Origin of the sequence: Polaribacter irgensii 23-P, from assembly GCF_000153225.1 — a bacterium.
Classification (GTDB): domain Bacteria; phylum Bacteroidota; class Bacteroidia; order Flavobacteriales; family Flavobacteriaceae; genus Polaribacter; species Polaribacter irgensii.
In genome coordinates this window covers 456047-470424 of record NZ_CH724148.1, presented here as the reverse complement: position 1 = coordinate 470424, position 14378 = coordinate 456047, and the positions used below count along the sequence as shown (strand labels likewise).

9 protein-coding genes and 1 riboswitch are annotated in these 14378 nt (G+C 35.3%); of the genes, 6 read left to right on the top strand and 3 right to left on the bottom strand.

The features are described 5' to 3' along the window. Positions 1 to 43 precede the first annotated feature (43 nt). The 5 genes from PI23P_RS02055 to PI23P_RS02035 all read left to right on the top strand — a co-directional run bounded on the left by PI23P_RS02055 (position 44) and on the right by PI23P_RS02035 (position 6604). The gene (locus PI23P_RS02055) at positions 44 to 1963 is read left to right on the top strand and encodes an ABC-F family ATP-binding cassette domain-containing protein (RefSeq protein WP_004569053.1); all 1920 of its coding nucleotides are present in this window, start codon (positions 44 to 46) and stop codon (positions 1961 to 1963) included. Between the two features lie 103 nt (positions 1964 to 2066). Beyond that, a complete protein-coding gene (locus tag PI23P_RS02050; RefSeq protein WP_004569052.1) occupies positions 2067 to 2993 on the top strand; it encodes a 1-aminocyclopropane-1-carboxylate deaminase/D-cysteine desulfhydrase in 927 nt (308 codons plus the stop codon). Further along, a complete protein-coding gene (locus PI23P_RS02045) occupies positions 2993 to 3829 on the top strand; it encodes a glucosaminidase domain-containing protein (protein WP_004569051.1) in 837 nt (278 codons plus the stop codon). Before PI23P_RS02050 ends, PI23P_RS02045 begins: the two co-directional genes overlap by 1 nt. 23 nt (positions 3830 to 3852) lie before the next feature. After that, positions 3853 to 4368 carry a gamma carbonic anhydrase family protein gene (locus PI23P_RS02040; protein ID WP_004569050.1) on the top strand — a complete coding sequence of 172 codons (516 nt, stop codon included), beginning with the start codon at positions 3853 to 3855 and terminating at the stop codon, positions 4366 to 4368. A gap of 607 nt (positions 4369 to 4975) precedes the next feature. Then, positions 4976 to 6604 carry a mechanosensitive ion channel family protein gene (locus PI23P_RS02035; RefSeq protein WP_238299961.1) on the top strand — a complete coding sequence of 543 codons (1629 nt, stop codon included), beginning with the start codon at positions 4976 to 4978 and terminating at the stop codon, positions 6602 to 6604. A gap of 164 nt (positions 6605 to 6768) precedes the next feature. Here PI23P_RS02035 and PI23P_RS02030 read toward each other — a convergent pair whose 3' ends face one another. The 3 genes from PI23P_RS02030 to metK form a co-directional block, all read right to left on the bottom strand. Further along, positions 6769 to 7722 carry a tRNA dihydrouridine synthase gene (locus PI23P_RS02030; protein WP_004569047.1) on the bottom strand — a complete coding sequence of 318 codons (954 nt, stop codon included), beginning with the start codon at positions 7720 to 7722 and terminating at the stop codon, positions 6769 to 6771. A gap of 740 nt (positions 7723 to 8462) precedes the next feature. Further along, positions 8463 to 10952, bottom strand: a complete 2490-nt coding sequence (locus PI23P_RS02025) for a zinc-dependent metalloprotease (RefSeq protein ID WP_004569046.1) — start codon at positions 10950 to 10952, stop codon at positions 8463 to 8465. 156 nt (positions 10953 to 11108) lie between these two features. Continuing rightward, positions 11109 to 12365 (bottom strand): methionine adenosyltransferase, encoded by a 1257-nt coding sequence (metK, locus tag PI23P_RS02020; protein ID WP_004569045.1) that lies wholly within the window; start codon positions 12363 to 12365, stop codon positions 11109 to 11111. 462 nt (positions 12366 to 12827) lie between these two features. Next, positions 12828 to 12937: riboswitch (SAM riboswitch) on the top strand. 122 nt (positions 12938 to 13059) lie between these two features. Here metK and PI23P_RS02015 point away from each other — a divergent pair. Next, positions 13060 to 14334, top strand: a complete 1275-nt coding sequence (locus PI23P_RS02015; RefSeq protein WP_004569044.1) for an O-acetylhomoserine aminocarboxypropyltransferase/cysteine synthase family protein — start codon at positions 13060 to 13062, stop codon at positions 14332 to 14334. The last annotated feature ends 44 nt before the right edge of the window (positions 14335 to 14378 follow it).

Below are 14378 nucleotides of genomic sequence, written 5' to 3'. Positions count from 1 at the left end.
ATTTTTTAAGTAGCTTTGCGCCTTATAAATTTACAATAATTACATGTTAAACGTACATAATTTAACAGTTTCTTTTATGGGGACTGAATTGTTTTCGGGCATCACTTTTAAGTTAAATAAAGGAGATAGAATTGGACTGATTGGGAAAAATGGTGCAGGAAAATCAACTTTATTAAAAGTGCTTTCTAAGGATATTGAAAGCAGCTCGGGTACGATGGCTTTTGATAAAGATGTACAAATGGGCTTTTTAAGACAGGACATTGATTTTGTCGAGGGAAGAACGATCTTAGAAGAAGCATATCAAGCTTTTGAAGAAATCAAATTGATAGAATTGCAGTTAGATGAAATTAATGAGCAGTTAGCAATTAGAACAGATTATGAAAGTGAAGCGTACAGTCAATTAATTATCGATTTAACAGAGAAAACAGAGCGTTATGAGCTTTTGGGTGGGTATAATTATCAAGGAGACACCGAGAAGATTTTACAAGGATTAGGTTTTCAAAGAGAAGATTTTGACAAACGAACAGATACCTTCTCTGGAGGTTGGAGAATGCGAATTGAACTTGCTAAGTTATTATTACAAAACAACGATATCCTACTCTTAGACGAGCCAACGAATCACTTGGATATTGAGTCTATTATTTGGTTAGAAAATTTCTTAAAAGGGTATTCTGGGGCAATTGTGCTTGTTTCGCATGATAAAATGTTCTTAGACAATGTAACAAACAGAACAATCGAAATTTCTTTAGGTCAGATTTATGATTACAAGAAACCGTATTCAGAGTTTTTGTTGTTAAGAGGTGAGATCAAAGAAAAACAACTTCAGGCGCAAAAAAATCAAGAGAAAGAAATAAAACAGAAACAACATTTAATCAATAAATTTAAGGCAAAGGCAAGCAAGGCATCCATGGCGCAATCGCTGATGAAGCAGCTCGATAAAGTAGAATTGATTGAGGTAGATCAAGACGACAATCAATCGATGAACGTTCGTTTTAATATTTCGAAAGAGCCAGGTAAAATTATTGTAGAAGCAGAAAATCTTTCTAAAAGATATGGAGATAAGCATGTTTTAGAAGGTGTTGATTTGTTAATTGAAAGAAATAGTAAAATTGCTTTTGTAGGGCAAAATGGTCAAGGAAAATCGACTTTAGCCAAAATGATGGTTGGAGAAATTCCTTTTGAGGGACTTCTAAAACTTGGACATAATGTAGAAGTTGGTTATTTTGCACAAAACCAATCAGAACATTTGCCACCAGAGAAAACAGTTTTGCAGATCATGGAAGACGCCGCATCTGATTCTAATCGGTCACGTGTTAGAGACATGTTAGGGTCATTTTTATTCGGTGGAGATGCTGCAGATAAAAAGGCAAAAGTGCTTTCTGGAGGCGAAAGAAATAGACTGGCATTGTGTAAATTATTATTGTCGCCTTTTAATGTGCTGATAATGGATGAGCCCACAAATCACTTAGATATCGCTTCTAAAAATGTGCTAAAAGAAGCATTGCATAATTTTAATGGAACCTTAATTTTAGTTTCACATGACAGAGATTTCTTACAAGGACTTACTTCAACTGTTTATGGTTTTAAGGATAAGGAGATCAAAGAGTATTTAGGAGATATTGATTATTTTCTAGAGCAACACAAGATTGAAAATCTGAGAGAAGCAGAAAAAAGAACCGTCGTGAAAGTAGCCAAAGACACGTCTAAAAAAGATGAGGGGCAATTGTCAAGAGATCAAGAAAAACAGCTTAAAAAGCTAAAGAATAAGCTTTCAAATATAGAGGCTGAAATTGCTGCTTTTGAAAAAGAAATTGTAAAAATCGATTTGGAATTAGCAAACAATTACGATGCAGTAGCTACCCAACCCAACTTCTTTGAAAAATACAAAGCTAAAAAAGCAAAAGTAGACACACTAATGGGAGATTGGGAAAAAGTTGAGGCACAGGTTTCTAGTTTTTCATAATTCTCATGTATTCTTCGTCCTAAATATTCTGGGAACAAAATTTTAAAGCAAAGTACCAACTACTTTGTGGTCATAACAGTAATTACAAACAAGCAATAGTAATTTGATTAAAGAAACTAAAAATCAACAAGTTATTCTTCCAATTTTAGAAGAAAAAAAAGTGACGCTTTTTATAAAAAGAGAAGATTTAATTCACCCTTACGTTTCGGGAAACAAGTTTCGAAAATTAAAGTACAATCTACAAGAAGCAAAAAAACTAAAAAAGAAATCATTACTTACCTTTGGAGGGGCATTTTCCAATCATATTTTAGCAACGGCAGTTGCGGGAAAGTTGGCAGGTTTTAAGACCTTTGGAGTTATTAGGGGAGATGAGTTGGGTAAAAACCTTGTAAAAACTTTAGAAGGGAATGCAACTTTAAGGAAGGCACACGAAAACGGAATGAAGTTGCAGTTTGTGACACGAGAGCAATATCGGCAGAAAGCCTCATTTGGATTTATTGAAAAGATGAAAAATAAATGGGGGGATTTTTATTTAATTCCCGAGGGAGGAACAAACGGTTTAGCAGTAGCAGGTTGTGAAGAAATTTTAACAAAAGAAGATTCGGAATTTAATTATATTTGCAGCGCCGTGGGAACAGGAGGTACTATTTCTGGTTTGATAAAGTCATTACAGAAGCACCAAAAAGTAATAGGCTTCCCTGCTTTGAAAGGAAATTTTTTATCTGAAGAGATTAAAAAATATACAATTAGAAAAGACAACTGGAGTTTGCAAACTGCGTATCATTTTGGAGGGTACGCAAAGCACACTGCAGAATTAATTGACTTTATCAATAGCTTTAAGGAGACCACAGGAATTCTATTAGACCCTGTTTATACTGGTAAAATGCTATTTGGAATTTTAGACTTAATTAAAAATGACGGTTTTGAGGAAGGGAGTCATATTTTAGCAATTCATACGGGAGGAATCCAAGGTATTGAAGGGTTTAACCAAAAATTAATGGATAAAAACGAACAAATCATAGCCCTTTAATGAAGTTAAAAATTATATATAGTTGTCTTCTTTTATTGCTTGTATTTGGTTGTGGTTCTAGACGGAATATTAGTAGTAAAAAAAGCAAGGGAACTGTAGTTACAGAGTCTACTCCAGTAGCATTGCCCTCTGTAAATGAGGTATCGATCACAGAGAGATTGATGCGGAAAAACCCAGAGTTAAATATAAAAACGCTTTCATATATTCAGAAGTATGCAGGAATCGCAGTAAGAGAAATGCACAGGCATAAAATTCCAGCTAGTATTACTTTAGCACAAGGTATTTTAGAATCTGGAAATGGATCTAGTGAGCTGGCATTAAAATCTAACAATCATTTTGGTATCAAATGTCACGCCACCTGGACTGGAGAGCGCGTGTACCACGATGATGATGAGAAAGGAGAGTGTTTTAGGAAGTATGTCTATGTAGAAACTTCTTATAAGGATCATTCTTTGTTTTTAACACAAAGAAGTCGGTATGCCTTCTTGTTTGAATACGATGCTAAAGATTATAAAAAGTGGGCTTATGGCCTTCGTAAAGCAGGATATGCAACAGATCAAAAATATCCCTCAAAGCTTTTGAAGTTTATTGATGAATATGAGCTGCACAAATTTGATGAGGTAAAGGAGTCCAAGTTTGCTAAAAAAATGGAAGAATTAAATGAAAAAGTTCTCGAAGAAAGAAAAAAAAAGGGACACTTTTATGAAATAAGAAAAGGGGATACCTTGTATGCTATTTCTAAAAAATTTAAGATTTCTGTTGCAGCCTTAAAGGCTACTAATAACTTGTCGGATAATACAATTGAAATTGGGCAACGCTTATTTATAGAGAAATAGTTTTAATTTTTAAACACGGAAATATGCCAATTATAAAACCTGTAAACGGAAAACACCCACAAATACCAGAAGATTGTTATGTTGCAGAAAATGCAACAATTGTTGGAGATGTCTCTCTTGGAAAGGGGTGCTCAGTTTGGTTTAATGCCGTAATTCGTGGAGACGTACATTTTATAAAAATAGGGAATAAAGTAAACATTCAAGACGGTGCTGTTATCCATGCAACGTATCTAAAGTCTCCAACTATAATTGGTAATAACGTCTCAATTGGACACAATGCAATTGTGCATGGTTGCACAATTAAAGACAATGTGTTGGTAGGGATGGGCAGCATCATTATGGACGATTGTATTGTAGAGTCGAATGTTATTATCGCAGCGGGTGCTGTAGTTACCAAAAACACACATGTAGAAAGTGGATGCATTTATGCCGGAGTTCCAGCGAAGAAGGTAAAGGATATTTCGCAAGAATTAATCTCAGGAGAAATCAATAGAATTGCAGATAATTACGTAAAATATGCAGGCTGGTTTAAAGATTAGATACCTTGTATCAGTGCTGTGTTTTTATTTCTAGTTCCAAAAATAGCAATATTTAAAATTAAATCAGTAAGAAACACGAAATTAAAAAATGGTCTCAAACCATACATTAGTTTTAGCAAAGAAAATACCTATTTCTTGTTCTTGCAAAGTTTTTGCAGAGCCTCTCTTTTTTTTATTATTTTTTCTTCATTCAAATCTTATGTATTGCACTGTAAAAAGAATTGCTTCTTTCTTACGTATGTTCATTCAGTTTCAAATCATGGCTTTTAGATGCTTCTTAAGAGATTTTCCATAGCGTCTATCTAGACCTTGCTCTTTCACTTTTGTGTTTTCTGCAACGCTAAGTTGGGCTATTGGCAAAAGAAAAAGACCTTTTGTGAAGCAGCGGTTCAATTTGCCTTTTTTGTCATTTCAATTAGAGATGATTTCAGCGCATATTCTACTTCTTTTTATTGCCTTCAATCTTAACACAGTATTTTATTCTTACAATACGCTTGGAATACGTTTTTTATGGGTGTTTGTTTTTATATTATGTGCTTTCTTTGACATTAGAGAATTCAAAAAGAGTAAGTTTGTATTTAGTTTCAACTATTTTAACGACGAAAAGATGAAAATATTTCTCTGGTTCCTTTTGTTATTAACAGTAAGTGCGCATGCTCAAGACTCCATTCGTGTTGATATTAGCAATCCTCATGCAACGGTAAATACCCACTTGTACTTCTTGCAATCAGACTCTTTTGAGCCTGCTAAAGCGGCGAAAACAATTTTGGGCCTTTCTGAAGAGAATGCAATTAAAAAAGCCATTAAGATAAAACAAGTTTTAGATGGCAAAGGATTGTATGTAGATGTGAATAGAATTCCTACAAATGCAAATTATAAAGATTCGACGGGATACTCTTCATATTACCGATATGTATTATTTCCGCAAAGGATGCCTCAAATTTATGTAGAGAAAATAGAGGGGAACTGGTATTATTCTTCTGAAACGGTTTCGAAGATTGAAAGTTTATACAAGGAAGTATACCCCTGGTATATTCAAAAGATACAAAGCTTAATTCCAGTTTCTGGATATAAAAAAATGATAGGGGTTGCCTTGTGGCAGCTTATCGGACTTGTACTAGTGCTTGTTTTAGCCTACTTTCTTTTTTTACTGATGAAGAGGATCGCCTTTTTTATCTTGCGAAGAATGCAACAAAGAATTACCAAAAACACTAATTTAGAGATAAATGAAGTACTTAAAAAATTAGCACATCCTATTAGTTTATTAGTAATGGTCGCTTTTTTAGCCAAAGTATTTCCATCGTTACAATTTGGGTTAGACATCAATCATTGGGTCCTTTTAGGCTTAAATATTGCGAAAACAATCTTCTGGATTTATGTTTTCTTGAAGTTAGTCCAAGTCGTTATGTATATTTACGGGATTTTTGCAGAAAAATCACACGGACGGTTAGACGATCAATTGGTACCTATTTTAGATAGTTTTTTTAGAGGACTCGTTATTGTGATTGGAGTGTTTCGATTGTTAATTCTTTTTGGAGTAGATGCCACGACGATGCTGGCAGGTGCTACCATTGGTGGTTTGGCCGTTGCTTTAGCTTCACAAGATACCGTGAAAAATTTGATAGGAACCATTATGATTTTTCTTGACAAGCCTTTTCACATTGAAGATTGGATTGAAGCAGGAGAAGTATCAGGAACCGTAGAGAAAGTAGGTTTTAGGTCGACAAGTGTGCGCGCTGCAGACACCTCTGTATACCAGATTCCAAACAGTAAGCTCTCTGAAATTATCATCAATAATAAAGGCTTGCGCTTGTTTAGACGCTACAATACGAATTTAGGTTTGCGGTATGATACGCCACCAGAACTAATTGAAGCTTTTGTAAAAGGGGTAAGAGAACTAATCATTGCACATCCAGAAACGCGCTCAGATTCTTTTAATGTCGAGTTTACTGGATTTGGAGATTCTGCTTTGCTCATCATGGTCAATGTTTATTTTAAGAGTTTGGCTTGGGGTATAGAGCAATCTTCGAAGCATCGATTGCACATTGCTATTGTAAAGTTAGCAAAAGAGCTAGGGGTAGACTTTGCGTTCCCATCGACAACGGTTACCATTGAGCAGTTTCCCGAGAAGAAAGGTTTCAGTTTAAAATATGACGTAGATGTAAAGAGAACGGATGCGGTGATCGCCACTATTTTAAGTGATTTTAAAAAAGAAAATTCGGAAGAACCTGAATGAAAAAACCGTAAAAAGTAGTTTTTATGTGTTTCGGTTTAGTATCGACTGACGATCCATGCTTGCGCAAAGAATCCGGTGGAATAGATTATTTTGAATGCGCTAGTTTCATTTGAGTAAAATATCAGCTTATCTTTCGATAATGCTTCACTTTAAGTTAAAATAAATTAGCTATTTTTTGCTTCTTTAAAAATTTCACGCACCGCAACCCCATAATTTTTTGGACTGTTGGCTTTTTTAATCTTCTTATAGGTCTTTTGAGGATTTGAGAAACTTTGAGAGAAGAATTCCCAAAAACCAAGCATTTTCATTTTTATTGGGGTGGGTCCAGAAAGAGCTGCATCATATTCTTGATAAATACGATCATGGAATTCACGAAACACATCAAACCTTTCTTTGGGATATTCAGTAGTGTCTGCTTTTATCATACTTGGTAAAAAAGGGTCTCCGATTAAGCCACGTCCAATCATCCAGTGATCTATAGATGGAAAACGTTCTTGGAGTTTATGAAAAGCCACAACAGAGGTAATATCTCCATTGTAATACATTTTATGTTTGCTGTTGTCTAAACATTTTTGAAACGCTTCTAAGTCCGTTCCGCCTTTATACAATTGCTTTCCAATTCTTGCATGGATGGCAATATTTTTTAAAGGATAAGTATCTAGAATTGGTAAAACACCTAATATTTCTTCAGGGTTTTCATAGCCCATTCGCATCTTCATAGAAACCAAAATATCAGATTCATTATGAACTTTATGGAGAATACTATTTATTTTTTCGGCATCGCTAATTAAGCCAGAACCCATGCCGCGTTTGGTAACCATTGGGTAGGGGCAGCCTAAATTCCAGTTCAATTCTTTGTAACCCAATGCACGCACATATTTAGAAACAAATAGAAATTCTTCCGCATCATTGGTAATAATCTGAGGAATTACTTCAAGCTCCGAATTATTTTCGAGTAGAAGATCTTTTTGATAGGAGTTTTTAATCACCATTTTTCCGTTCAATCGAATGTATGGCGAATAAAAGGTGTCAATTCCGCCGAAGAAATGATTGAATGCATTCCTGAATTTGTAATCCGTAAACCCTTGTAGCGGAGAAGATAATAATGTTTGACTCATGAAAATTATAATTGTGCAAATATAACATACTTTTTAAAGGATTTAGGAAATAAAGAATGCCTGTAATTCTGTAAGGTATTTTCGAAATTACATAACGTTATTCTTTTTTGAGCCATTGTATTATAAATTAAGATTTTGCAGTTTTAAACTTCAATAAAGTCTTTGCAAAGTAGTTCGCAGATATTTGACAATGTACATGAAAAGTGATTACTAAAACACTGACACGAGTCAAAATAATTATGAGCAAGACATCCTTGAGATTTCAAACTGTAGTTTTACAAATAAAATAGAAATATACACATCAATATTTTCAATAATATCCTTAAAATGGAACTCTTTGCGAGAAGAAAATAAGAGGTTCATTGTTGATTCAGAGGACCCATTAATAAGAATTTAAAGTTGTTATATTAGAATGATGGCGGGCTCAAGGATGTTTTCGATTGAAAGTATCTGGTAGCCATCGACCGCAACTTTGCTAAAGATTGGTAGGGAAATTCTTCACTTCGCTTCGCGTTTTAAAGGATAATTATTTCTTGATTTTTAACAGATAATGACTGTTCTTTTAGTACAGCATCAAAGAAATAAAAAAGAATTAAAGGACTCGCTGTATACTAGCATAATTGGGGATAGTTGAAAAGGCGTCATCGAAATTACTAAAGAAGCCCAAATAGTTTTGTAGGTTTAAAACAAAAAACCCCATCAAAAAGATGGGGTTTTTATTAACTGAAAAGCTATTTTATTTACTTAGGATCTAAAATTAAATCAATCCGGCTTACTGCATCTTGCAAGTGGTATCTTGTAAGTGTATTTCCTCTATTAGAAGCAGCTTTTACATCTCTTTGTAAGCGCTTTAACTCTCCTCTTGCCACAGATTTAACATCTGATTGATTGATGTTAATGCCACTTTGTTTGTAGTATCCTGTGTTTCCACCTTTTTGATCTTTTGCTTTATTTAATAAAAAATCCAATCGATCTAAATGTGCTCTTTGTAAGTTTCTTCTATAGGTGTCTATCGACCTTCCTGTATAAATTTCACTCCAAACACCTTTGCGCACGTCTTGCATCATATTGATTAAAGTGTAAGATTTTGAGGACCCATTTAAGGTTTCGTTTTCAATCATTCGCGCCATCCTTCCTGCATCTAAAATATTGTTTAAGGTTCTTGCTTGCAGGCCTCTAACTCTCTCTATAGCGCCAGAAAACTCTATTTTATTGAAAATATTTTCATCCAGTATCCAGGTTGGTGTTTCAAATAATTCATCAACAAGAAACTGTAAAGCTTCTTGTTGTTTGGCTTTTGTAACCGGTGTATAGACAGCACCCTCTTGGTCTGATGTTTTGTAATTTTCATACACACCACCAATATTGCCAGTTACATGGCCCATGTATCTATTAAATTGACTTAACAATTGTCCATACATGGTAGACAATTCGTCATAATTTTCCCCTTTTTCAGAAGTCCATTCTTCCAATCTTGGTAAAATTCTTTTTAAGTTTTTAATTCCATACATAGAGGCTTTCATGGCATCATCTCCTAAATCTTCTGTTTGTGAGCTTGGATCTACAACACCAGATTGCTGATGTCCAAAACGGTACATCGGATCACCAGCATGTTTTAAAATCCAAGTATCTAAAGTTGCTTTTTCATCTTTTGCATCGGTATCTAAAATGGGTCTATATCCCCAAGAAATAGCATATTTGTCATAGATGCCGATGTTTGGCATTAAAGCAACCCCTTTATCTTCTGGTTGTGCGATGTAGTTAAAACGTGCATAGTCCATGATTGAAGGTGCCGTTCCGTATTTTGCAGTAAAACTTGCAGAACGCAGTGAGTCTACAGGATAGGCTACAGAACTTCCCATGTTGTGCGGCAATCCTAGCGTGTGTCCCAATTCATGAGAGGATACAAAACGTATCAAGCGTCCCATAGTTTCTGTTTTGAAATTATTTCCTCTGGCATCTGGGTTGATGGCAGCCGTCTGAATAAAATACCAGTTGTGAAGTAAGGTCATTACATTGTGATACCAATTGATGTCAGATTCTAAAATCTCTCCAGATCTAGGATCACTTACGTGAGGTCCGTTTGCATTTGGAATCGGAGATGCCAAATATCTGATGACAGAATACCGTACATCCTCTGGGCTATATTCTGGATCTTCTGCCGCTGTAGGTGCTATTTTTCCAACAATAGCATTTTTAAAACCAGCTGCCTCAAAGGCTACTTGCCAATCATTAACTCCCTGTATAATATAAGGAATCCACTCTTTTGGAGTTGCCCGATCTACATAGTAAACAATTTGTTTTTTAGGTTCTACGAGTTCTCCATTGTTAAATTTTTCAATGTCTTCGTCTTTCACTTCTAGACGATATCTGTCTAAATATTTTACTGTTTTACTTCTTTGATCTTCCAATCCGTAATCTGTTTGCCCGCTTGCAAACCAACCAACACGTTCATCAAAGTATCTTCTTTTCATTGGTACTTTAGGCAATAAAACCATAGAATTACTCATTTCTAGTGTAATAGAACCAAGTGCACTGTTGGAAGGTGCCTTGCTAGCAATGTATGTTTTTACATGTCGTACTTCTATATTTTGTGGGTAGCTGCTTACGCTATTTAAGTACGAACGTTCTTTGTCCATTCGCGTTACACCATATCTTTTTCTGTACGAAGCAGGAAACCCTAAAGGTTTGACATCTGAAGAAAATAAGGTAGTGGCATCAATAACAGTAGCAGTAGAATCTTTACTAAACGCTTTGATAGGAAAAGAAAATAAGATTGGTTCTAGATTTGAGTTTACAACCGCTTCATGCACTGGTAAAAGGGTGTCTGCAACAACGTCGTAAGAAACAATTCTTAATAAAATTTGTTTATTTTTTTTCTCCCAACGCAGCACTTGCGTGTTTGCCTTGGCACCACCAAATCCTATTTCGCTGGCTGTTTTGGCAATTCTAGTGACCATTAACATTTCTCTTTTTAGCAAAGAATCGGGTATTTCAAATAAGTAAGAGTCGTCTTTTGTATGTACCTTAAACAAACCATCATCGGTGGTATGGTCTTTTGTAACCACTTTGTCATAAGGCTTTATAGCGTCTTTATCTTCTTTTGGCTTGGGTTTGTTTGTTTTTTTTGGCTCTTCTTTCTTCTTCTTCCAAAACTGTGCGGAAGCTTCGTTTGAAAAGCTTAAAATGAAAGCCACAAGTAGTAGCTTCATAACTATTTTGTTTTTCATAATACAAATGATTTTATTTAGGAACCGAAGTTAAGTAAACGACAATGCTCAACTTCATAAAATTATGTTAAAGAGCCGCTGTGAGTAGTGTTAAAATTTTGAGCAAAAAAAAGCCTTTAGAACGGTTTCTAAAGGCTTTTTTAAAGTGAAAAAATATTACAGTTTAAACGCTGCCTTTACTTTATCTACATAATCTAATTTTTCCCACGTAAAGGTTTCTACTTCCTCAGAGACTGTTTCTCCCATAGGGTTAGAAAAAGTAACTATCTTTATTTCTGGAGTTCTTCCCATATGTCCGTATGCTGCAGTTTCAGAATAAATCGGCGTTCTTAATTTTAAGCGCTGTTCTATAAAATATGGACGCATATCAAAGAGAGTCGCTACCTTTTTACTGATTTCTCCATCTGTTAAAGCAACGGTTGCTGTGCCATAGGTTTCTACATTGATACTGGTTGGCGTTGCAACGCCAATAGCATATGAAACTTGAACCAACACCTCTTTACACAATCCAGCAGCAACTAAGTTTTTTGCAATATGTCGTGTGGCATAGGCACCAGATCGATCTACTTTAGAAGGGTCTTTTCCAGAGAAAGCACCCCCACCGTGGCCACCTTTTCCACCATAGGTATCCACAATGATTTTTCTACCTGTTAAACCGGTATCTCCGTGAGGGCCTCCAATTACAAAAATACCTGTCGGATTTATGTGATAGGTAATGTTGTCTGTAAACAATTTTTGAATATCTGCAGGGAGTTTTGCAACGACTCTGGGAATTAAGATACCGATTAAGTCTTTTTTAATTCTTGCTAACATTACCGCGTCAGAGGGATCAAAATCGTCGTGCTGTGTAGAAATGACAATGGCATCGATTCTCTGGGGTACATTTTCATCAGAATATTCAATAGTTACCTGAGATTTTGCATCGGGTCTTAAATAATCAATGTCGCTATTTTCTCTTCGCAATAGTGCCAATTCAATAAGCAAGCGGTGAGATAGTTCTAGCGCCAACGGCATGTAGTTGTCTGTTTCATCCGTGGCATATCCAAACATCATCCCTTGATCTCCAGCACCCTGCTCTTCTGGGCTGGATCGGTCTACACCTCGGTTAATATCTGGTGACTGTTCGTGAATTGCAGAGAGTACACCACAGGAATTTCCATCAAACATGTAAGCGCTTTTGGTATATCCAATTTTATTAATCACGTCTCTCGCAATTTGCTGGACGTCTAAATAAGTTTTCGATTTTACTTCACCAGCTAAAAACACTTGTCCTGTGGTTACTAGGGTTTCACAGGCCACTTTACTGTTTTTGTCAAAGGCTAAAAAGTTATCAATAAGCGCGTCAGAAATTTGATCTGCAACTTTGTCTGGATGTCCTTCAGAAACACTTTCTGAGGTAAATAAATATGACATAATAGATTTTTTTGTGTTAAATATGAGACCCTTTTGTAAAACAAAGAGGATTCGTTGAATTTTTTATTCTTGCAAATACAAGAAGTTGTAGGAAATTAGAATAATTGCGGATGCGAAAAGAAGTAGTTACATACTGCTTTAGCATTTTGTTTTACTGCCGCTATTTTGGTATTTAAAATAGTGTCAATAAAAGAGGTTGCAATCAGTTCAAATCTTCCCCTTAATTATTTTACAAAAATACACTATAAAATTAAGCAAGCTACTTTTTAGTAATAATAATTTATGATGGCCTCATCAATAAATCAATAATAGTATTTTAAAATGATAGTTTTTAGAGAATGAATAATTCAATATCGAATGAAATGCGAAATTCCTATTAATAAAAAATAAATCATTTTTTATTTGGTTATTAAATTTTTTCAAGCATATCTTTGCACTCACAAAGTTCAATATCTTATTGAAATGTTATCAAGAAAGGCGGAGGGATTAGACCCATTGAAGCCTTAGCAACCCTTTAGTAATAAAGAAGGTGCTAAATTCTACTCAATTATTCGTAATTGGATAGATAACAAAAAAGAATTTTCCTTTCAGGAAGATCTTATTTTTCTTCATAACATTTTTCTAGTAGATACATCAACAGAAATTGATGCATTTGGCTTTTTGGTTTATTTATTAACTCAAAAAAAATAGAAAAATGAGTACATTAAAATTAGCAACCAATGCGTTGCACGCAGGACACGACGTAACGACTAATGGAGGGACTACAGCAGTGCCAATTTACCAAACAACATCGTATGTTTTTAAGAATTCAGAACATGCAGCAAATCTTTTTTCGTTAAAAGAATTGGGTTTTATTTATACCCGCTTAAACAATCCTACAAATCAGATTTTACAAGACCGTTTGACTGCTGTTGAAGGAGGCATAGGAGCGGTGGTTTTCGCTTCTGGAACCGGTGCAATTGCAACGGGATTGTTAACGCTTTTAAAAGCAGGTGATCATATTGTTGCTTCTAGTAGTTTATACGGAGGTACTTATAATTTACTCAGTGTAACTTTACCTAGACTTGGCATTACAACGACGTTTGTAGATGCATCTAATCCTGATAACTTTGGAGCAGCTGTGCAAGAAAATACAAGAGCCTTTTTTGTAGAGTCTCTAGGAAACCCGAAATTAGATGTTTTAGATCTAGAAGCAATTGCGGGACATTCTAAAAAAGCAGAAGTGCCTTTTATTGTAGACAATACAGTGGCAACGCCTGTATTATTAAATCCAATTAAACACGGTGCAGACATCGTAATTCATTCGTTAACCAAATACATTGGGGGACAGGGAACTTCTCTTGGAGGTGCTATTATAGATGCAGGAACTTTTAACTGGGCAAATGGTAAATTCCCTGAGTTTACCGAGCCCTCTGCAGGATATCATGGGCTAAAATATTATGAAACTTTAGGTGCAGCGTCGTATGTTTTTAAATTAATTTTAGAAGGATTGCGAGATTATGGAGCTGCGTTGAGTCCAACAAATGCCTTCAACATTTTACAAGGTTTGGAGACTTTACCCGTTCGTATTAAACAACATTCAGAGAATGCATTGGCGTTGGCAAAATGGTTGGAACAACAAGACGAAGTGGCATGGGTAAACTACCCGGGCCTAGAAAGTAATAAATACAAATCTTTAGCAGACAAATACTTGCCAAAAGGACAGAGTGGAATTGTAACATTTGGACCGAAAAAAGGTTTTGAGGCAGCCAAAGCAATCGCAGATACCACAAAAATATTCTCTTTAGTAGCAAATATTGGAGATACCAAATCGCTGATTATTCATCCTGCGAGTACCACACACCAACAATTAAACACAGAAGAGCAAGCGAGCGCAGGCGTAACGCAAGACTTGATTCGACTGTCAGTAGGAATTGAAGATTTAGAGGATTTAAAAGCGGACTTAACGGCGGCATTTTCAGTATTGTAACCATTAAAAAAAGAGTGCATTTCTTTTTAGAAGGTGTGCACTCT

Excerpts from the sequence above, each read along its gene's own strand:
- PI23P_RS02040 (WP_004569050.1), top strand. The coding sequence starts at position 3,853 with ATGCCAATTATAAAACCTGTAAACGGAAAACACCCACAAATACCAGAA.
- PI23P_RS02015 (WP_004569044.1), top strand. The coding sequence starts at position 13,060 with ATGAGTACATTAAAATTAGCAACCAATGCGTTGCACGCAGGACACGAC.
- PI23P_RS02030 (WP_004569047.1), bottom strand. The coding sequence starts at position 7,722 with ATGAGTCAAACATTATTATCTTCTCCGCTACAAGGGTTTACGGATTAC.
- PI23P_RS02055 (WP_004569053.1), top strand. The coding sequence starts at position 44 with ATGTTAAACGTACATAATTTAACAGTTTCTTTTATGGGGACTGAATTG.
- metK (WP_004569045.1), bottom strand. The coding sequence starts at position 12,365 with ATGTCATATTTATTTACCTCAGAAAGTGTTTCTGAAGGACATCCAGAC.
- PI23P_RS02045 (WP_004569051.1), top strand. The coding sequence starts at position 2,993 with ATGAAGTTAAAAATTATATATAGTTGTCTTCTTTTATTGCTTGTATTT.
- PI23P_RS02035 (WP_238299961.1), top strand. The coding sequence starts at position 4,976 with ATGAAAATATTTCTCTGGTTCCTTTTGTTATTAACAGTAAGTGCGCAT.
- PI23P_RS02025 (WP_004569046.1), bottom strand. The coding sequence starts at position 10,952 with ATGAAAAACAAAATAGTTATGAAGCTACTACTTGTGGCTTTCATTTTA.